This is a genomic window from Gordonia alkaliphila (assembly GCF_039542465.1).
In the GTDB taxonomy this organism is placed as follows: Bacteria; Actinomycetota; Actinomycetes; order Mycobacteriales; family Mycobacteriaceae; genus Gordonia; species Gordonia alkaliphila.
The window spans coordinates 42,549-63,027 of the sequence record NZ_BAABIE010000014.1 but is presented as its reverse complement, the minus strand read 5'-3'; the positions used below and the strand labels follow the sequence as shown (position 1 = coordinate 63,027).

Annotated in this window: 14 protein-coding genes; 5 read left to right on the top strand and 9 right to left on the bottom strand. The window is 68.8% G+C overall.

Annotated features, from left to right (window positions below; all coding sequences use genetic code 11):
* Positions 1-21 precede the first annotated feature (21 nt).
* Positions 22-924 (top strand): exodeoxyribonuclease III, encoded by a 903-nt coding sequence (locus tag ABD989_RS14495; RefSeq protein WP_345314027.1) that lies wholly within the window; start codon positions 22-24, stop codon positions 922-924.
* Between the two features lie 2 nt (positions 925-926).
* Here ABD989_RS14495 and ABD989_RS14490 read toward each other — a convergent pair whose 3' ends face one another.
* The 4 genes from ABD989_RS14490 to ABD989_RS14475 form a co-directional block, all read right to left on the bottom strand.
* The gene (locus ABD989_RS14490) at positions 927-1,832 is read right to left on the bottom strand and encodes a type IV toxin-antitoxin system AbiEi family antitoxin domain-containing protein (protein ID WP_345314026.1); all 906 of its coding nucleotides are present in this window, start codon (positions 1,830-1,832) and stop codon (positions 927-929) included.
* A gap of 309 nt (positions 1,833-2,141) precedes the next feature.
* A complete protein-coding gene (locus ABD989_RS14485) occupies positions 2,142-2,864 on the bottom strand; it encodes a DUF1361 domain-containing protein (RefSeq protein WP_345314025.1) in 723 nt (240 codons plus the stop codon).
* 93 nt (positions 2,865-2,957) lie between these two features.
* Positions 2,958-6,164: a (Fe-S)-binding protein gene (locus ABD989_RS14480; RefSeq protein WP_345314024.1), complete on the bottom strand. Its 3,207-nt coding sequence runs from the start codon at positions 6,162-6,164 to the stop codon at positions 2,958-2,960.
* 199 nt (positions 6,165-6,363) lie between these two features.
* Entirely contained in the window at positions 6,364-7,767 is a 1,404-nt protein-coding gene (locus tag ABD989_RS14475) for a WS/DGAT/MGAT family O-acyltransferase (protein ID WP_345314023.1), read from the bottom strand.
* Positions 7,768-8,007: 240 nt separating this feature from the next.
* On the opposite strand from ABD989_RS14475, the gene ABD989_RS14470 reads away from it, so the two are divergent.
* The 3 genes from ABD989_RS14470 to ABD989_RS14460 all read left to right on the top strand — a co-directional run bounded on the left by ABD989_RS14470 (position 8,008) and on the right by ABD989_RS14460 (position 11,621).
* Positions 8,008-9,393 carry a hypothetical protein gene (locus ABD989_RS14470; protein ID WP_345314022.1) on the top strand — a complete coding sequence of 462 codons (1,386 nt, stop codon included), beginning with the start codon at positions 8,008-8,010 and terminating at the stop codon, positions 9,391-9,393.
* A gap of 278 nt (positions 9,394-9,671) precedes the next feature.
* Positions 9,672-10,886 carry a hypothetical protein gene (locus tag ABD989_RS14465; RefSeq protein ID WP_345314021.1) on the top strand — a complete coding sequence of 405 codons (1,215 nt, stop codon included), beginning with the start codon at positions 9,672-9,674 and terminating at the stop codon, positions 10,884-10,886.
* An 87-nt stretch (positions 10,887-10,973) separates the two neighbouring features.
* On the top strand, positions 10,974-11,621 hold the full coding sequence (locus ABD989_RS14460) for a SanA/YdcF family protein (RefSeq protein WP_345314020.1): 648 nt from the start codon (positions 10,974-10,976) through the stop codon (positions 11,619-11,621).
* Here ABD989_RS14460 and ABD989_RS14455 read toward each other — a convergent pair.
* Both ABD989_RS14455 and ABD989_RS14450 read right to left on the bottom strand, forming a co-directional pair.
* Positions 11,576-12,811, bottom strand: a complete 1,236-nt coding sequence (locus tag ABD989_RS14455; protein ID WP_345314019.1) for an acyltransferase — start codon at positions 12,809-12,811, stop codon at positions 11,576-11,578. The two genes, ABD989_RS14460 and ABD989_RS14455, sit on opposite strands and share 46 nt — an antisense overlap.
* An 87-nt stretch (positions 12,812-12,898) precedes the next feature.
* On the bottom strand, positions 12,899-15,073 hold the full coding sequence (locus ABD989_RS14450; protein ID WP_425556539.1) for an acyltransferase family protein: 2,175 nt from the start codon (positions 15,071-15,073) through the stop codon (positions 12,899-12,901).
* A gap of 155 nt (positions 15,074-15,228) precedes the next feature.
* On the opposite strand from ABD989_RS14450, the gene ABD989_RS14445 reads away from it, so the two are divergent.
* Complete coding sequence (locus tag ABD989_RS14445; protein WP_246993650.1) at positions 15,229-16,356, top strand: NDMA-dependent alcohol dehydrogenase; 1,128 nt, start codon at positions 15,229-15,231, stop codon at positions 16,354-16,356.
* Positions 16,357-16,432: 76 nt separating this feature from the next.
* Here ABD989_RS14445 and ABD989_RS14440 read toward each other — a convergent pair whose 3' ends face one another.
* From ABD989_RS14440 to macS, 3 genes are all read right to left on the bottom strand, one after another.
* On the bottom strand, positions 16,433-18,493 hold the full coding sequence (locus ABD989_RS14440) for a DUF2339 domain-containing protein (RefSeq protein WP_345314017.1): 2,061 nt from the start codon (positions 18,491-18,493) through the stop codon (positions 16,433-16,435).
* A 101-nt stretch (positions 18,494-18,594) separates the two neighbouring features.
* Entirely contained in the window at positions 18,595-19,242 is a 648-nt protein-coding gene (locus ABD989_RS14435) for a response regulator (RefSeq protein ID WP_246993652.1), read from the bottom strand.
* Positions 19,239-20,471: a MacS family sensor histidine kinase gene (macS, locus tag ABD989_RS14430; protein WP_425556541.1), complete on the bottom strand. Its 1,233-nt coding sequence runs from the start codon at positions 20,469-20,471 to the stop codon at positions 19,239-19,241. Before macS ends, ABD989_RS14435 begins: the two co-directional genes overlap by 4 nt.
* Positions 20,472-20,479 lie beyond the last annotated feature (8 nt).

Here is a 20,479-nt window from a genome sequence, read left to right as displayed (position 1 = left end):
CGGTGCGGCAGGGTGAACGCCATGACGCAGTTCACGCCGCCGCCGCTGGATTCGGACCCCGGCGCGGGGTTCACCGTCGCGTCGTTCAATGTGAACGGGATCCGGGCGGCGCGTCGTCGGGGGTTCGACGAGTGGCTTGCTCGGCGGCAGCCGGACGTGGTCGCGATCCAGGAATTGCGGTGCAGCGCAGAGAAGGTGGGCGAGTTCCCCGGCTACGTCGCCGCCGTCGACGTGGGGTCGATCCCCGGCCGCAACGGGGTGGCTGTGCTGACCCGCGACGAACCCGCGGCCGTCCGCACCTGGGCGACGACGCCGCCGCGGGCGCGCGGGCTCGGCGAGTTCGCCGCCGAGGGACGGTACATCGAGGTGGACCTGGCGGACCGTCCGCTCACGGTGGCGAACCTGTACCTCCCGAAGGGCGGGCTGCCGGCCGAGCTGCAGCGGCCGGGTTCCATGCGGGAGAAGCCGGACGGCGGCGCGAAGCATGCTCGGAAAATGCGGTTCCTCGCGGGCTTCGCGCGGGAACTGCAGCGGTCACGGCTGGCGGCGCTGCGCGCGGGGCGGGAGTTCGTGCTGGTCGGCGACTTGAACGTGGCGTACCTCGAGCATGACGTGACCAACTGGCGTGCGGCGCGCAAGATGGAGGGCTTTCTGCCGGAGGAGCGCGAGTGGTTCGGTGCCGTCACCGGTCCGCGGACGCTGGTGGACGTGGTGCGCCGCCTGCACGGGGACCGTCCCGGACCGCTGACCTGGTGGAGTTGGGCGGGGGAGTCGTTCACCAAGGACGTGGGCTGGCGGATCGATCACCAGCTGGCGACCCCGGGGTTGGCGCGGCGCGCGGTGTCGGTGAGCGTCGACAAGGAACCCGCGGCCGACCAGCGGCTCTCCGACCACGCCCCGCTGCTGGTGCGCTACCGGGAGTGAGATCAGGCGCGGCGCAGTGCCAGTGCCGCGGCCACGCGGGCGATGCAGGTCTCGGGCTCCTCGGTGAGCTGCCTCCAGGTGAAGCTCAGCGGCAACCATCCGGCGGCGGCGAGCTCGGCGGCCTTCGCGTTGTCGCGCTCGAAGCGCTCGCTGTCGCGGTGATAGGCCCACCCGTTGATCTCCACCGAGACGCGCTCGGCCGGCCATGCCACGTCCAGCCGCCATTTCCCGAAGCGATGTTGCTGCACCCACCCGGTGATCCGGTGCAGGCGCAGCAACTCCACGAAGATCCGTTCCGCCTCCGACTCCGTGCCCTCCTGGAGCGAGGCGAGCAGGTCGCGCGCCGGCCGCAGGCCGTGCATGCGCGCATTGCGTTCGGCGGTCCGGGTCAGCTCGGGCACGGTCACCGTCTTCTGGGCGAGGACGCGGTCGAGGAAGCCGGCGGGACTGGGCATGAGGCCGGCGGCGGCCAAGACCGTGAGCGGCTTCGCGGTGATCGCCAGTCCGTGGCGTTCGGTCAGGTCCTCCGCAGCGATCGCCCGGCGCAGGACACTAACCTCTTCGGGAAGTCGGGGCGCTTGGTGGCGAGTAGGCGGAACGCACACCGTCAGTGGCGCCGGCAGCGGTGCGGTGTCCGAGCCGGGTTGCGGGGCGATCATGCCGAACCACCAGGCCGCGGTGAGCCGGTCGGCGACACCGCAGAGGTGAGCGGCCACCACTGCGCGCACCTTCGCACGGTCGGTGAACTCGTGCGAGGTGGAGAGGTAGACGCCGCGCCCGTACCGCTCCCAGTCCTTCCGCTTCACGTGCCCTTGGATCTGCCGACGCGTCAGGCCGCAGGCGTGGGCCTGGGCGAGAGTGAGCACGCCGTCGTTGGCGGCCAGGAGTGCGCGGAGATCGGCGTTCATGTGGATTAGACGCGGGCGGCCTCGCTGCGGTTCCGTCCGAGCTGAAAGTTGTGTGTCCGCGGAGGCACGTCCGGGGTGCTTCCGGGGACGTGGAACTTCTGCGGGGGCGAGGTGGCCGGGGATAGGGGCAGCGGCAGTGGTTCGCGCTGGTGACTGTCGAGCCAGGTCTGTACTGGTCGCCCGGGCTTCTTGTGTGCTGCCAAGGACCGTGCGGGCGGTGCTGATCGCGGGTCTGCCTGCGGGCAGCGTTCCCGCCGGGAGTTTTGCGTCCGCGGAGGCACCTGACGGGTGCTTTCGAGGACATGAAACTCAGCTCAGGGGCTGGTGCGGGAGGTCAGGGGTGCGGCGGGGCAGGGCGGCGACCGCTTCGTAGGCCCAGAGCGTCAGGTAGGCCAGGGCGAGGAAGGCGGCGACCGCCAGGCCCACGCCGGTGGATTCCACGTGGGAGAACGGATTGCGCACCCAGTCGAAGGTGCCGGCCACTACTGCCTCGGGTCGGTGCACCAGGTCCCACGAGTTCCAGCGCTGGAACCGGCCGATCACCACGCCTACGGCGCACAGGGCCACCGTCACCGCCATCGCGGCCCAGCCGACCGCGCGGCCGAACTCGGCGGTCAGGCGGCGGTGGATCAGCCGCATGGACACCACGCCGAGCACGATCCCGGTCCAGGCCGCGAAACCGTACTGCAGGACGTGCCGCCACAGTTCGTAGCCGTGACGAAGGTGGACCAGGTCGGTCACCAGGTAGGGCGCGTTGGGGAGGAACGCGAGCCAGGCGACGCCGAGGGGCACCAGCCAGATCCGCCGACGGACGCCGACGAACGCGAAAGCGAAGCCCAGCGGAATCCAAGCGAGGAAGAGATTCCAGACCAGGAACCGGCTCGGGTAGCTCAGCGGCGCGGCGGTGTCGGTGATGCCGAGGACGGCGGTCAGCGCCGTGGTGCCGAGCAAGGCGGCCAGCAGCACACCGATGCGCGGATCGGTGAGGCGGAACGCGTTCGATGCAGGCGCGGCGGTGGTCTGCCCAGTCATGCGGACCACCGTAGTCAGTGACCGCAGATGCGGGCGGCCCCGCACTCGCGAGGAGTGCGGGGCCGCCCGGTGCAGGAACTTCTGCCGTGCTGACTACTTGCCGGGGCGCTTCTTGCCCGCGGCCATCCCGAAGCCCTTGGCCTTGCCGGCGGTGCCTTCGGTGGTGGCCGCCTCGGTGGCAGCGGCTTCCGGAGCCGCGGCCGGAGCCTCGGCAGCCGGTGCCTCAGCAGCGGGAGCCTCAGCAGGTGCTTCCGCAGCCGGCGCTTCAGCAGCCGGTGCCTCGGCGGGCGCCGCTGCCGGTGCGGCGGCGGCCGGAGCCTTGGGCGCACCTGGCTTCTTGATGCCCGGCTTCTTGAGGCCGCCGGCCATGCCGAAGCCCTTGGCCGCGCCCTGCGTGGCAGCGGTGGTGGCCGCAGCCGCCGGTGCCGCCGCCTCTGCGGGAGCTTCGGTGGCAGGCGCCTCGGTCGCGGGTGCGTCCGCAGCGGGGGTCTCAGCGGCCGGAGCTGCCGCGGCGGGCTTGGGTGCGCCCGGCTTCTTGATGCCCGGCTTCTTCAGGCCGCCGGCCATGCCGAAGCCCTTCGCCTTGCCCTCGGTCGAGGCCGTGGTGGTCACGCCGGACTCGGCCTCGTCGGAGGTCGGTGCGGCGGGAGCGGCAGCGGCAGGGGTTGCCGCAGCCGGAGCGGCTGCGGCGCCGGGCTTCTTGATCCCGCCCGGCTTCTTGAGGCCGCCGGGCTTCTTCAGTCCGCCCTTGACCGCCAGGCCGCCTTCGGCCGGTGCGGCCGTCTCGGCGGCAGCGGCAGGGGCTGCAGCAGCCGGAGCGGCTGCGCCGCCGGGCTTCTTCAACCCGCCCGGCTTCTTCAGGCCGCCCTTGGGTGCAAGACCGCCGGCCGCAGGCTTGGCTGCGCCACCGGTGGCCGGGGCCGCTGCCGGAGCAGCGACGGCCGCTGCCGGAGCAGCCGCCTTCACCGGCTCGGGCTCGGGCTTGGCCTTGTGCTTCGGACCGTGGAACTTGTCGCCGCGGGTGATCCCCTCGAGCTGACCGCGCTTGACGCCTTCCAGAATCATCTGGGCGACGTCGACCACCTCGATCTTGTCTTCCTGCTCGGTGCCCGCGGTCTGGGCGTCGACACCGTCGGTGAGCATCACGCGGCAGAACGGGCAGCCGGTCGCGATGAGCTTGGTGTCGTCCTTGGTGGGCGTGCTGGCCAGCGTGTCGAGCGCCTCGTCGACGCGGTCGACGTTGATGCGCTTGCCGATCTGCTCTTCCATCCACATCCGGGCGCCACCGGCGCCACAGCACATCGAGCGCGAGCCGTGGCGCGGCATCTCGGTGAGGGTGGAACCGGACGCTTCCATCAGTTCACGCGGAGCGTCGTAGATGGTGTTGTGGCGGCCCAGGTAGCACGGGTCGTGGTAGGTCACTTCGCGGCCGCCGACCGGGGCCACCGGAACCAGTCGCTTCTCGCGCACGAGGCGGTTGAGCAGCTGGGTGTGGTGGACCACTTCGTACTGGCCGGCGCTGGCCTGACCGCCGTCGAGAGCCGCGACCTGCGGGTACTCGTTGTAGATGGTGTTGAAGCAGTGTGCACAGGTCACGACGATCTTCTTGCGCTGGGTCGGCGCGGTGCCGAACAGCTCGTTGAAGGTCTCGATGTTCTGCTGCGCCAGCATCTGGAACAGGAACTCGTTGCCCGCGCGTCGGGCGGAGTCGCCGGTGCAGGTCTCGCCCTGGCCGAGGACCATGAAGTCGACGGCGGCGATGTTCAGCAGTTCGGCGACGGCCTTGGTGGTCTTCTTGGCGCGGTCCTCGTAGGCGCCGGCGCAGCCGACCCAGAAGAGGTATTCGTAGCCCTCGTACGACTCGACGTCCTGCCCGTAGACGGGGACGTGGAAGTCGAGCTCGTCGATCCAGGCGGTGCGCTGGGACTGGTTCTGGCCCCAGGGGTTGCCCTTGTTCTCCAGGTTCTTGAACAGGCCGGCCAGCTCGGTCGGGAAGTCCGATTCGATCAGGACCTGGTAGCGGCGCATGTCGACGAAGTGGTCGATGTGCTCGATGTCGACCGGGCACTGCTCGACGCAGGCGCCACAGGTGGTGCAGCTCCAGAGTGCTTCGGCGTCGATGACGGCGCCGGTCAGACCCTCGGACTCGCCGACCAGCTTGCGGTCGGCGGCGATGCGAGCGGATTCCGGGATCTTGGCGAGTGCGGCCTCGTCGGGATTGCCGTCGGCATCGAGCAGGCCGATCTCCTCGCCGCTCATGTCCTTCTTGCCGCCGGCGATCAGGTACGGGGCCACGCCGAGTGCCTGCTCACGCAGCGACATCATCATCAGCTTCGGCGACAGCGGCTTACCGGTGTTCCACGCCGGACACTGACTTTGGCAACGGCCACATTCAGTACAGGTGGTGAAGTCGAGCAGGCCCTTCCACGTGAAGTCCTCGATCTTGCCCGCACCGAAGGTGTCGTTGTCCGGGTCGGCGTTGTCCATGTGCAGGACCTTGCCGTTGGACATCATCGGCTGCAGGGCGCCGAGGGCGGGGCCGCCGTCGGTCTCCCGCTTGAAGAGGATGTTCGGGAACGCGGCGAAGCGGTGCCAGGCCACGCCCCAGTTGGCGTTCAGGCCGACCACGGCGAGCCAGATCATGCCGCTCATCAGCTTGATCACCGCCGCGGCAGTGACCCAGTACGTGGACGAACCCTCGAAAAGCTGCGCGAAGTAGTGGGTGAAGAACGACGTCCAGATCGGCGGATTCTCCAGGCCGGTCGCGATCTTGAAGGTCTTCACGAAGATCATGCCGAGGCCCTCGATGAGGACGACGATCTCGACGAAGTAGGCGGCGCGGAAGTCCGAACCGGAGAAGCGCGACAGGCGCTTGGGGAGGCGCGGGTGGTTGAGCTGGCGGATGATGATCAGCGCGGTGATGCCGATGACGGTGCCCAGACCCAGGATCTCGTCCGCGAAGATGTAGACGTTCCAGGCGCCGATGACCGGCCAATGGAACGCCGGGTCGAAGATCTGGCCGTACGCCTCGAACCAGAAGATCGCGCCGATCAGGAAGCCGAACATCACCAGCCAGTGGGCCCAGCCGACGGTGCGGAACTTGGCCATCCTGGTGTGCGCGACGAACTCGACCAGCATGTTCCAGAGGCGGGCGACGGGGCTCGCGAAGCGATTCCCCTCCACCTTCTCGCCCTGCGCGACGGCGCGTACGATCCGCGTCGCTCCGCTGATGAAGAGCGCCCAGCAGAACAAGCTGATGACGACGGCGATGGACCCGATCACAACCGTTGTGGTCGTCACTGGAGTACCGGCCTTTCTTGAGGTCGTACCATGGCCAGCCCGTGATGCGGATGCATCAGCGGAAACCTGGCATCTATTCCTTTGGCTTACCGTAAAGGTTGCACCCGGTCCAGCGCTGCAAAGGTTTACCTAACTCGGCAGGTGGCGCGTGTGGTGCCCGCTGATGTTACCAGCGAGTAATAAGGCGGGCCAGTCGGCGTCAGGCGCCCTGCTGCAGCGGTTCCATCTCTTCGAGCTCGACCAGCGAGATCTCGAGATGGTCGAGGATCCGCTGCAGGCGCGGCAGCTGAGCGCGCGCGCCGATGATGCCGAAGTTGGCCTTGCCTGCGACGGTGGTCATGGTGATGTTCATGGCCAGGCCCTCCATCGGGATGGAGACCGGGTAGCAGCCGTCGAGCTTGGCGCCGTTCCAGTACAGGTCCTCCTCGGGACCCGGGACGGTGGAGATCATCAGGTTGAACCCGCGCGGGGTGTAGTTCACGAAGCCGGGGACCGGGGCGAAGGCCAGCGGCCAGACGTTGGCGGCGCCCAGTGCCAGGGACTGCAGCGGCTTGAGTTCGCGGACCACACCCTTGGCGCTGGCGGTGGAGGCGACGATCTCGCGGAGCCGCTCTGCCGGGTCGGCGACGTCGGTGGCCAGCCGGGCCAGAATGGCGGTGATCGCGTTGGACGCACTGTCGCCCTCGGTGTGCAGCGACACCGGCTGGCACACATGGAGTGAGTCGTCGGGCAGCGCGTCCTGATCGTCCAGGTAGCGGCGCAGGGCGCCCGAGCACATCGCCAGCACCACGTCGTTGAAGGTGATGCAGTGGCGACGGGCTGCTGCGCGCAGCCGCTCGACGGGCCAGTCCTGGGCGGCGAACCGTCGTGCCGATCCGATCGGAACGTTCAAGATGGTGTCGGGCGCCATCTGCATGGGGGCGACGAAGTCGTGGTCGAAGACGCCGGCGGCGGCGATCTTGGCGGCCGCGGGCACCGTGCCGATCAGTTCGTCGGCCATCTCCACGGCCGAGCCCACAGCGCCGGTGACGCGGGACAGCAGGCTGGGCTTCGGGGCCGACGGGCGCTTGCGTCGAGGGCGCAGCAGGTCGTTGTCCCAGAAGGCGGTTCCGCCGCGGTCGTCCGGGTCGGTGGTCAGGGTGCGCTGGAGCATGCGCAGTGCGGTCACGCCGTCGGCCAACGAGTGGTGGATCTTGCTGTAGAGGGCGACGCGGCCGTCGGCCAGGCCCTCGATGATGTGCAGTTCCCACATCGGGCGCGACCGGTCGAGCAGGGCGCCGTGGTTGAGCGAGACGTAGCGGAGCAGGTTCTTGATCTCGCCCGGACGCGGCAGGATGATCCGGCGCACGTGGTAGTCGAAGTCGATATCGTGCGCCTGCTGCCAGGCGGTGTAGCCGGCGAGGTTGGCGGGGCTGGCCGGACGCTTGAGGAAGGTGCTCTGAATGTCGGTGGCTGCGAGGAACTTCTCGTGGATCTCCTCGGCCAGCTCCTCGGCGGTCTGGCAGTCGCGGGGAAGGAAGAGTTGCAGGCCGCCGACATGCATCGGCTGGTCGCGAGTTTCGGCGATGAGGAACATCGACTGCGTCACCGGCATGTATTGCACGGCGCCTCCCTTCATACGGTCCTACTTGCAAGTAGGGCCGGGTCACTAATCGATGAACAGTGTGGCAGATACCATTTTTCGGGCGGATCGGGACCCCGGCCTCATGTCGTGGACGGCGCCGGTCGCGGAGTGCAGTCGCGGAGTGCATTCGACGTGTTGTCACGCGATCGGGGTGCGCCGTTAAGGATCCTCTCAGCTACTCTCTGGCGTGGGCGGGGGCCCGATGACGTGTGAGGACTCATGGCTACTTCGTTGAACCGTAAGAATCGTCGTCGCAAGAAGGCAGCCGGGCTCGTCGCCGTCGGCGCTTCCGCGACCCTGCTCGCGGGCGGGCTGATGCCTGCCCAGGCGAACGCGCTCAATCTGGGCGACTTCCCGTTGATCGCCCAGTGTGAGCCGGGTGGGTACGAGAAGGACGGGATCGATTGGAAGCCGCCGCTCATCGGTCCGATTCAGTTTTACGGGACCGCGGATTGTAAAGACGCCCAGAAGTCGGTGATCGCCACGGTGGGAGACGCGATCTTCGGTGTGCTCCTGCCGGGCTTCCCGATCAAGCCGTCGACGTTCAACACTGCAATCGCGACGCCAGGGATCGGCGAGAAGGACATCTGGGGCCCGATCGACATTCCGTGGCCGATTCCCGGCGTCGCGACGATCAAGGGCACCGGTTACAACACCGCCATCGTGGTACTCGGCGGTGAAGCGACGGCGTCGTCGGACTACTTCCTGGCCGGCGCGGTCGCGATCGCCGCGATGGGCGGCGTGGCGAATGCGGATGCGCTGTTCGGTGGCGCGCTGGCGACGGCGATCTCGGTCCCGCTGATCACCAAGAATTCGGCGGCGGCGAAGGCGCTACCGATGGGCTTTGCGATCGCCAACTCATCGCATATTTGGAATGGTGCGGATGTGCAGGCGACGGCGCTCGGTGGCATCGCCAGCGCGAGCTCGGCCATCGACGGGTCGCAGGATGCGGTGTGCACCGCGGTGTACGCGCAGGCGAGCGTGACCGACTCCAAGAACGGCAAGAACATCGAGTCGTGCACCAGCGTGCTCTTCATCTTCCAGCAGTACCAGGAGGATGACGGCCCGGTCTGGTACGCGATCAAGAACCCGCTCGACGTGAACCAGGTGTCGCCGTTCGGCGACAACATCGCGGATCTGCTTGCGAAGGTGGGCAAGCTGGTCACCGGCGGTGCGCTGCCGGATCCGATCGTGGAGGCGATGGCGGGCAAGTTCGTCCCCGAACTCAAGGGCTCTATCGTCCGGGTGTCGTTCCAGGATGGAATGCCGGTGTTCGCCACCGACTTGCCGCAGTTCTTCCAGGGCATCTTCGGGCAGAGCCGGGCGAGCGGACCGCTGCTCGGCCTGAGCGACCTGGGCCTCAGTAAGGCGGACGTGCAGAGCGTGTCGGGCTACGGCATCGGCGGACCAGCGCTGGAGCAGGACGTGTCGCCGGTCGTCGCCGACCGTGTCGCACCGCCGCTCGCGGCGGAGCGGCCTGTCGTCGACCAGGCGCCCGCAGTGACGCTGGCGCCGAGCGATCCGAGTTCGGCCGGTGGCCTGGACCTCGGTGGATCCGACGCCGCAGTCGAGGCCCCGTCGATCGAACTCGAGCCCGCGCTCTAGGTCCGTCACTCTCGAAGTCGAGGCAGAGTTCGGCCCGCTCGCCACCTGGGTGAGCGGGCCGAACCGCATCGCGGGACCGGCGACCCTACCCGGCAAGGGGTCGCTGGTGGGCGGATTGAGACCACTGAGTAGAAATAGTTAGTTTTCCGAAAAATCGGACTCGCCTATGCCTAGTGTCACAGTGTCTGGGGTCATTCATTACAGGTACATCTACGCACAGGATCGAGTCTCATATGGCTTCCTCACCAGCCCGCCGAATCCGTCGCCGTCGCGCAGCGATGACCCTGGCCGCCACCAGCGCCTCTGCTGCGCTCCTCATGGGAGGCATCACCGCGCCGCCGGCGAACGCCGTGATCGATATCGGCCTGCCGGGAGTGGTCTCCTGTGACCCGGGAAAGTCGGAGAGCAGCGACCCGCTGCTCGGTCCGGAGTCGAAGGCGGATTGCACTGACGCGCAGACGTCGGTGATCGCCACCATCGGTGATGCGATCCTCGGGGTGGTCCTCCCTGATTTTCCGCTGGGTCTCTCGTCGTTGAACGGCGCAATTGCAGTGCCGGTTCAGGATCCGCTCGGCGCGGTGACGCTGGTTCCGGCCTTTGCGACCATTTCGGGCACTGGCTACAACACGGCGCTGGCGATCCTCGGCGGCAATGCGACGGCGTCCTCGGACTACTTCGCATCGGGTGCGATCGCGATTGCGGCCTTGGACGGTACGGCCAATGCTGATGCCCTCTTCGGCGGAGCCTTGGCGCTGGGGGTCGCAGGTACCGCGACTGCCCAGGCGTTGCCGCTGGGTATCGCGATCGCGAACGCCATGCCCATTATCGGCGGTGGCAGCGCTGACGCGACCGCACTGGGCGGTATCGCGACGGCCACGACGACTATTTTTGGCGACAGGGACGTGGTTTGCACGGCGCTCTACGGCACGGCCAGCATCGCGGACGAGGACGGCAAGAGTCAGGGGTCGTGCACCAGCGTCCTGTTCATCTTCCAGCAGAATAGTGCCGGCGAGGGGGAGCCGACCTGGTACGCGATCAAGAATCCCTTCGACGTCGGCCTGATGTCGCCCTTCGGAGACAACTTTGCTGACCTGATGGCCGGGCTCGGCGGTGTGCTCCCGCTGCCTCCGGAGCTGATCGACCTGATGGCCGGCAAGTTCGTTCCGCAGTTCCAGAGCGATCTCGTGCGTATCTCGTTCGACGGCGGATCGCCGAAGGTCGAGTCGGATCTGCCGGACTTCCTCGGCGGACTCTTCGGTCAGAACGACACGAGCGCCACGACGAATGCTTCGGCCACCGCTCCCGAGACCCTCTCGGCACAGGTCGACGGTGCCCCGGCCACGGCCTCGACTGTCGAGTCGACTCCGGAGCCTGTGGTCATTGACGATGGCGGTGACTCGGGTGCGAACGCTCCCGCGGCCGTTGACCTCCTCGGCGGCGACAGCGGCGCGGGCTCCCCCGGTGGTACGGGAGATCTCCTGTCGATCGGCTAGTCGACTGCCGACCGCAGGCAGTGACAGCTCGACCCGCTCGCGACACCGCGAGCGGGTCGAACGCATCTCGCGACTACCGTTGGGCGGGTGAGGATTCGACCGACGATGCTGGTGTGGTGGGGTGCGACGGCACTCTCGTTCGTGGTGCTGGTGGCGTCGACGTGGTCGTTGGTTGCGGCGCGAGGGCGGGTCGTCGAACCCCACCAGCTGCCGGCGAACGCCCCGACCACGCTGATCGTGCTGGGCGCCAAGGCGGCCGACGGTGAGCCCGGAACCTACCTGCGCAATCGGCTCGACGTCGCCGCCGAGCTCTACCGCGCCGGCCGGGTGGATCGAATCGTCAACTCCGGCAACGACAGTGACGACGCGGGCCGGGAAGTCCGCACCATGCGTGCCTACCTGGAGGCCGCCGGGGTGCCGGCCGTGGCAATCGTGGACGATCCGATCGGCATGAATACGGCGGCCACGTGTCGTCGTTCGGCGGAGGAGTTCGGGGTTCGGCGGGCACTGATCGTGACCCAGGGTTTCCATGTCGGCCGAGCGGTCGGACTGTGCCGGGCCGAGGGGATCGACGTGACCGGGGTGATCGCGCCGTGCGACGGCTGCACCGGACTGTCGTTGGTGCGTAATTACTTCCGGGAAGCCCTACTGTCGCGCCCGCGCGCCATGTTCAACGCCTTTGGCGTCGGTCAGATCTGCCAGCGGAAGGGCAGGCGGGGGCGGCCGGTCAGGTAGATCGAACCCGGCACGCGCCGCAGCGCCTCCACCGCGGCGAGCGAGATGCCGATGGTCAGCAGGTAGGTGACGATCGTGCCCCACGGCTGACCGAGGGCGTGCACCAGCGTGGGCTGGCCGTCGGTCTTCGGTCGCAGCAGGAAGAACAGCACCAGCACGTGCACCAGGAACACCGGGAAGCTGCGGTTGGACGCGTAGGCCACCGCCTTCGCGAAACGCGGTGCGCGCGGGCGGATGTTCGCCGACCAGTGGCGGCCGAGCGCGTAGATCGAGAGCGCGGCCACGACCAGCCACGGCAGCAGGGTGACGGCGAAGGCGCTGTCGTTGCTGTGGACGGTGCCCTTCACGAAGGCCTCGTAGAGGTACAGACCGACCGCGAAGGCGCCGGTGCCGGCGAGCGCGAGGCCGAGCCAGCCGCCCTTGCCGGTGATCCACTCGTCGAACCGCACGCGGTGGGCGGCGGCGACGGCGCCGGCGATGATGAAGAACTGGTACGGCACGAACGTGGCGTAGTGGTGCCACCACCAGCTCGACCAGCTCTCCGGCGGAGTCCAGTAGGTGATGATCGCGAACACGGCGATCTGCAGCGCGAAACTGGTCGCCAGCAGTGCGCCGTGGTGGCCGCGGGTCTTCTGCACCAGCCACCGGATCAGCGGGAACAGCAGGTACACCTGCAGCATCACGACCAGGAAGTACAGGTGGAAGCCCGCGGTGCCCCAGCGCAGCTGCTGCCAGAACTCGTCCAGACTGTGCGGCACCTCGTCGAGCCGACCCCAGGCCCACATGCCGATGATCACCCAGTAAACCGCCGACCACAGGATGTACGGCAGGATCACCAGCTTCATCCGCCGACGCCAGAACGAGACGGCGCGGAAGTCCTCGCGCCCCTGGTACTGGTACATCAGTACGAAACCGGTGAGCGCGAAGAAGACGTTACGCGTCGCATGGAACAGCAGCGACGTGCTGTTGGTGCCGATGTTGTTCAGCTCGTCGGTGGTCTGCGTCAGCGTGTGGACGAAGATCACCAGCGCGAACGTCGTCGCGCGAATCAGATCGACCTGGAACAGATACGGCCGTTTGGTGGTGGCCGCCTTCTGCGTCGAGGTGTCCGACGACGATGCCGTCACCGCACCGGCCGTGGGCCCCGAGGGCGACGGCGCGGTCTGGGTGAAGGCGTCAGTAGTCGTCATAAGCAAGCTGAGCCCGCAGGCTCGCCGGTCACGCTAACAGGCGAACCTGGCAGGTAGCTGTGTTGCGCCGTTGAGCTGTGGCGCTGGTCACCACCAGCCGGTGGCCTGCTGGATGTCCCGCTCCAGGTAGGGGATCAGGCTGCGGACGAACGCGGTGGTCAGGTGGTGGCGGTCGTGCCACACCAGGATGTTGCCGACCACGGCCGGGCAGTAGGTGTCATTGCACACCGCGTTGGAGTAGTCGATGAACGTCATGTTCGGGAACTCCGCGGCGATCTCCTCGGTGGGGCTCACCGGCGACAGCATCCGGTCGCGCGACACACCGCACACGTTGGGGCTGCGGCCCTCGGCGATGCAGTCCGGCGGGTCCATCGGCGGATCCATGCCCCACGGCGTATCGCGCACGGCGATCACCTTCTGCCCGCGCTCGCGGAACTCCTCGAAGATGTCCAGGTAGCCCTGCGGCACGTAGTCGCCGGGGGCGGCGCCGGGGACGGGCCGGGTACTCGTCGTGAACACGATCTCCGGCTTGTCGACGGCGAGCTGGTCCATGACCTTCTGAACCCAGTCCTGGCATTCGGTGAGCTTGCGGCCCTGGTATTCGACGACGGCCTCGGTGCTCAATGCGCAACCGGCCTTCATGTACGTGGTGACGCGGAAGCCGTGCCGCTTGCCCAGCTCGTCGAGCGCGGTCATCCAGTGCTCGGAATGCGAGCCGCCGACCACGGCGATGGTCCGGGTGGCGGTCGGATCGCCGTACACGCCGACCTTCACGGAGAGGTCGCCGAAGTTGCTGAAGTGCGGGCCGTGGCTCAGCGGCCAGTCTTCCTTGGCGGCTTCGGGCGACGGCACCGGCGGGATCGCCGGCACCGGGGCGTCGTCCATGAACGTCCGGGCGCCCGGGTACAGGCGGGGGTCCAGGTTGCTGGTGTCGACCTTCATCGACGCGGCGCGTGCCTGCCAGTAGACGGCGCTGGTGCCGCCGAAGACGGTCAGCGCCACCACGATCACCGCGAGGATCCGGCGGTAGCGGACGCTGAAGCCCTTGCCGCGTCCGGAGCGCAGCGGCGTCTCGATGTACTTGGTGCACAGCCAGGCGATCAGCACCGACAGGAGCAGGATGCCTGCGCCTTCGAGGAACGACACCCGGTCCTTGAAGCGCCAGGTCAGGTAGAAGATCAGGATGGGCCAGTGCCACAGGTACAGCGAGTAGGCGATGGAACCGAGCCACACGATCCACGGGTGGGCCAGGACCTTGCCGCCGAGCGACAGGTCGGCGCCGGGGACGGGATGACGAGCGGTGCGCGACGAGCCGACCCAGATCAGCAGCAGCGTTGCGCCCACGGGCACCCACGCCATGACGCCCGGGTACTGCTCCACGCCGGCGATCCAGATGCCCGACGTCGCGATCAGGGCGACGCCGACGACGGTCAGCAGGGTGCGCAGCCACTGCGGCATCGGCAGGCGCGGCATCCAGATGGCCAGCAGGCCGCCGACGAGCGGCTCCCAGAGTCGGGCGACGGTGTCGTAGTAGTTGAACGGCTGGTTGATGCCGTGGCGGTAGTTGGCCCAGGCGAACGAGACGACGGCCACGCCGAGCAGGGCCAAGCCGACGATCCAGGCCACCGTGTTCCGACGGCCCAGGACCTCCCAGCGCTTGGCGCCGAGCTTGAGGAGGCCGCCGAGGGCGAGCGCGACCAGCAGGGTGAGGACGAAGAACTGGCCCTGCATGGACATCGACCACAGATGCTGCAGCGGGCTCACCGCGGAGTCGGCGGCGCCGTAGTCCTGCGAGGAGAAAGCCAGCAGGTAGTTCTGGTAGTACAGCGCCGAGGCGACGATCTCCTCGCCCAGCGGTCCCCAGCGGGTGGTGGGCATGATCCACCAGATCATCGCCGCGGCGAAGGCCAGCAGCAGGAACAGTGCGGGGATCAGGCGCAGCAGGAGTCGCTTGAGGCGCCGCCACGGATTGACGGCCCGATTCCAGCTGACCGACGGCGACGTCGAGTTGGTGACGTGCTTGAGCAGCGAAGCGATGAAGAAGTAACCGGAGAGGGTCAGGAAGACGTCGACGCCGCCGGAGACTCGGCCGAACCAGACGTGGAAGACGGCGACGAGGAAGATCGCGACGCCCCGGAGGCCGTCGAGATCGAGGCGATAGCCGGAAGTGTTGCCGGTGGCCGCGTCTTCGTTCGGCGTCGGCGGTTCCGTCGCCAGTGCTCTCCTGTGTTTCGCTGCCACGGCTCCCCAATGTAGACACATCCGGGCCCTATTCCCGCATCCCCGCGCCGTGGTCGGGCATCTCGGGCACAGCCGATTCTGTGAATCGGGCTCGCGTTCGAACACTCCGGGCCACCATCGAGGAGGGCGGCGGAGTCCGCCCGAATGATCCCGGTATCGACGATGAGGAAGTGCGAATGAAGACCAAGGCCGCAGTTCTGCACGGAGTGAACGAAGAGTGGCAGATCGAGGAGGTGGAACTCGGCGATCCGGTGGCCGGCGAAGTGCAGGTCAAGCTCGTGGCCTCCGGGTTGTGCCACTCCGACCACCACCTGCGCACTGGCCAGAGTCCGGCGCCGTTCCCGGTGGTCGGTGGACATGAGGGCGCTGGCATCGTGGTCAAGGTGGGCCCGGGCGTGACCCGGTTCGCGGAGGGCGATCACGTGGTGACCGCGTTCATCCCGGCGTGCGGCGTCTGCGGTCCGTGCTCGCGTGGTCAGCAGAACATCTGCGACGAAGGTGCCGGATTGCTCACAGGTCTGTCGATCGCCGACAAGACCCACCGCGTCAGTACCGCCGACGGCACCGGACTCACCCAGATGTGTCTGCTCGGCACTTTCTCGCCGTACATCACCGTGAACCAGGCGTCGCTGGTGAAGATCGAAGACGACATTCCCCTGCGCGAGGCCGCCCTGCTGGGCTGCGGCGTGGCCACCGGCTGGGGCTCGGCCACCGAGATCGGCGGCTCCAAGGTCGGCGACACCGTGGTGGTGGTGGGGATCGGCGGTGTCGGTATCAACTCGGTGCAGGGCGCCAAGGCCGCGGGTGCGCGCCACGTGATCGCGGTGGACCCGGTGAAGTTCAAGCGCGACATGGCCGAGAAGCTGGGCGCCACCCACGTCTTCGAGTCCATGGAGGCGGCGCTCCCGGTGGTCGGTGAACTCACCTGGGGCACGATGGCCAACACGGTGGTGCTCACCGTCGGCGAGATGAAGGGCGAGTACATCGCGCCCGCGATGGCGATGGCAGGCAAAGGCGGACAGGTCGTCGTGGTCGGCATGGGCGACTACGCGGCCATGGACGTGAAGCTGAACCTGTTCGAGCTGACGCTGCTGCAGAAGCGCGTGCAGGGCGCGATCTTCGGCGGCGCCGGACCGCGCACCCAGGTGCCCAAGCTCCTCAACGAGTACCGCGCGGGCCAGCTGAACCTGGCCGACCTGGTGACCCAGACCTACAAGCTAGAGGACATCAACCGGGCCTACGACGACATGCTGGAGGGCAACAATATCCGCGGCATGGTCGTCTTCGACGAAGAGGACTGGTAGGCCACGCCCCGAATAGGGCGTAGAAACACGTGATGGCCGGTCCTCCCGAATGGGAGGGCCGGCCATCAACGACCCCTCAGCGGTGTTTTTGCGGTGTCACCGAAACCGGAATGGGGGCGACCGGGATGGGCCCGGTCGGGGGATCCTCGAAGGAGGACGGGCGGATCGACGACGGATCGTCGTCCAGGGTCTGGGCGTAGGCCACGCCGAGTCCGAGGAGAACCAGGCCGACGAGGATGAAGGCGGCGACGCGGAAGATGCCGTCGAGCGCCGACAGGTCGAACAGGAACAGCTTCGCGACCGCGGTCGCCAGCACCAGCAGCCCGGCGGTCAGTGCGAGGGCGCGGTTGGTGCCGCGCAGGCGGCGCGCCCATATCAGTGCGGCCGCTCCGGCGGCGGCGAAGATGACCGTCGCGGCGAGGTGGCCGCTGCGGAACCCGGCGTCGCTGCCGTCGGTGACGACGGCGGCCGCGGCGACGCAGAGGACGTTGATCAGGGCGAGCGCGATCAGGCCGCCGACGCAGGCGATCACGGTCGATTCCGAACCGCGCGCCCCGCGGACCCACGACCAACCGAGTGCGGCCAGTGCGGCCAGCGCCAGCACGGCGGCCGTGAACACCTGGGTGCGGTGCGCAGCGCCCAGCCAGTCGGCGTCGCTCAGGGCCATCGCCGCCTGGGGTGCGATCGACAGGAGTCCGGCGCCCAACGCTACGGTGCCGATGATCCGGTACGACGCGGTGAGCTCCGCGTCGAAGCGGGATCCCAGTCCGAGGGCCAGTGCTACCCCGAGGAAGCCGAGTTGCAGAGCGTCGGCGCCGCCGAGGATCGCCACGATGGCGACACCGGCGACAGCCGCGCCGGCCAGCCAGACGGTGCGGGTGCCGAGCGTGCTGCCGGGCACCAGGGAACCGGCCACGGTGAGGGTGATCAGGACCGCCGCGACGCCGGCCCACAGCAGGGCGGCGGGGGTGGTGGCGAGAACGGCGTCGGCGCCGAGCATCGGCAGCAGCGGCACCGAACTGGTCAGCGCGAGTGCGACCGGTGCGCCCGAACTGCGGAGCAAGACGATCGCCGAGGCGATCGCGAGGACGAACGCTGCGGCGGCGCCGATCAGGAAGGCGGTGGCCGACGCGTCGCCGCCGCGGCTGAGCAGCAGCACCAGCGGAACGGCCGTCGCCGCGGTGTTGACCGCGAACAGTGCGGGCCAGTCGCGACCGATCTGGACGGCCAGGGTGGCCGCCGCGTAGACCAGCAGGAACGCCAGCAGCACCGCGTCGTCGCCGTCGGCCAGGAACGGGGCCAACAGCACCAGACCGACGCCGACGGCGAGGCCGAGCGGCTGGCTGTCCCACTGGCGGGCCAAGACGAAGCCGCCCGCGGCGATCATGCCGGTCAACACGAGTGCGGCGAGGGCCGGCAGCCAGTGGTAGATGTTCGTCGCCGCCAGCACGCAGAACAGCGCGGTGGCGATGCCGGTGGCGGCGAGGGCGGCAGCCGCCGACCGCTTGGCCGGGGACCGGCCGACGACGATGCCTGCGCCGACCAGCGCCGCGGCCAGGACCGCTCCGCCGGTCACCCGCACCTGCGGCGCGAGCAGACCGGCCTGGGCGGCGAGGACGAGGAGCAGCACCACGCCGATCAAGGTGATGGCGACACCGGCGAAGGCCAGGATCTTGCCGAGCTGGCCCCCGGCACCGGCCGCGGTGAGACGGTTCGGCGCGGCCGGAGTGCGCGGCGGAGCCGGCAGCGGCGCGGGGAACGGGGCGGGCTGATACTGCGGAGCGGCGAAGCCGGTGTGCGCGGTGGCGTACTGCAGTTGGGGCACGCCGACCGGCGGGGCGGTGACAGGCGGGGCGGTGACAGGAGAGGGGGCCATGGCGCGGTTCTTCGGCGGCACCGGGCGTACCGGGGGAGCGAGAACGGCAGCGGGTTCCGGAGCCTGGCGCCGGGCGGAGTCGACAGCGGCCGGCACGGCGGCATCGGCAGAAGCCTGGGGAGAATCGGTGAGCGCGGAGGCGGCGAGACCGTCGGTCAAGGCGGCGACCCGAGCGGTGACCCGAGTGAGACGGGTGGCGATGTCTGCCAGCTCGTCGTTGATCGATGCGACGGCGGCCATCGGGTCGTTGGCTGCGCTCATACCGATAAGTCTGATTCGCGACCGCCGCCGGGGCATGCGCAGAACTACCTAGTTTACCTAGGTGGAAGCGCCCTGATCTGCGCAGATGGTGCTACGGGAGGTCAGGAAAGGCCGTTTTCCAGGGCGTAGCGGGCCAGTTCGACACGGTTGCCGAGCTGGAGTTTGCGGAGGGCGGCGCCGACGTGGTTCTCGACGGTGCGCGGACTCAGGTGCAGTCGTTCGGCGATCTGCTTGGAGCTGAGGCCCTTGGCCACCCAGCGCAGGACCTCGGTCTCCCGTTCGGTGAGGGCGGGCGCCTCCGGCGTCGGCTCCTTGGCCAGCCGTCGGTATTCGCCGAGCACCAGTCCGGCCAGGCCCGGCGTGAAGACGGTCTGTCCGGCGGCGGTGGCCTCCACGGCGGCGACCAGTTCGGGGCGGCGGGCACTCTTGACCAGGTAGCCGGTGGCCCCGGCCTTCACCGCGTCGAGGACGTCGTCGCGTTCCTCCGACGCAGACAGGACCAGGATGCGCGACTTCGGGGACACCGCGAGCACGCCGGCGGTGGCCTGGGTGCCGGTGCCGTCGGGCAGATGCATGTCCATGAGGATCACGTCGGGGGTCACCGCCCGCGCGACCTCCACGGCGCGTGCCACGCAGTCGGCGCTGGCGACGACGTCGAAGCCCTCGTCGGTGAGGTCGCGGCTGACGCCGTCGCGCCACATCGGGTGATCGTCGACCACCATCACTCGGATCGGAGCGGTATCGGTCATGAGGTGGTGTCCTTCCGTGCGGCGGAACTCGTGCACCCGGTCGGTGCGGTCAGTTCCCATTCTGTGCCCGCGCCGGGGGCGGATTTCAGCGAAACCGAGCCGCCGAGCGATTCCACCCGCCCGATGATGGATCGGCTGATGCCCATCCGGCCCTGCGCGGCGGCCTCCTCGAGTCGGCCGGGCGCGATACCGCAGCCGTCGTCCCGAACGCTCACCACCACTTCGTCGTCGAGGTCTTCGAGCAGCAGGAAGCTGCGCGCCTCGGCACCCGCGTGCAGGGCGGTGTTGTTCAGGATGTTGCGGACCGCGGCCAGCAGCTCCGCGCCGGTGTCGGCGTGCACCACCACCGGATCGGCGGGGGTGCTCACCGAGACGGTTTCGTCGACCAGGGCGCGCAGCGCGGGTCCCAGGTCGAGGGTGCCGGTCGGCGGGACGGGGCCGTCGACGGGGCTTTCGGCGATGAGTCGACGGAGGCGCAACTCCTGCGTGGCCGCGAGTTCGGCGAGCTCCGCGGTGGCACCGCCGATCTCCTGCCCGCGTCGCGAGATCAGGGCGAGGGTCTGCAGCACGCCGTCGTGCACGTGCCGGGCCAAACGATCGCGCTCCTGCGCCTGGGTGGCCACCCGGACCGCGACGGCGAGTTGGGCGTGGGTGATGCGAGCGCGGGACGCGGCCAGGCCCAGCGCCATGCCGGCCACCACCATCAGCAGGAACGTCGGGTTGCCCATGTTGATGAACACTTCGCCCTTGACCACGAAATTGGTCACGCCGATCAGCAGGCCGCCGAGCGCGCCCGCCCACGTGCCGCCGAGCACCGCCGCCGACAGTAGTGCGCTCGCGGCCCACAGGGTGGTCGGCCACGTCTGGTTGTTCGCGATCCAGGCGTCGTCGGCGACGAGGAAGGTGGAGAGCATCGCGGCGATGAACACGGCGAACTCCGCGCCGATACACCACCAGCGTCGCCCGGGGCCCAGGAGATAACCGGCGGCCAGCAGGAAGTTGACGCCGGTGAGGAGCATGAAGAGCACCCACGCCACGGCCGGGCGGGACAGCTCGTCGTTGATCGTGATGTTGAAGCTGAGCGCGTACAGGAAACCCAGCATCCGGAAGATCTGCGCGCCGCGCCAGAGTGCGCCGACGGGATCGTCGTCGTCCCGGCTCCGCCAAGCGGTGGCCGGGAACACGCGGTCCCAGGCCGACGTCGTGTCGGTGTCGAAGGCTTTCCGGATGCTCACGT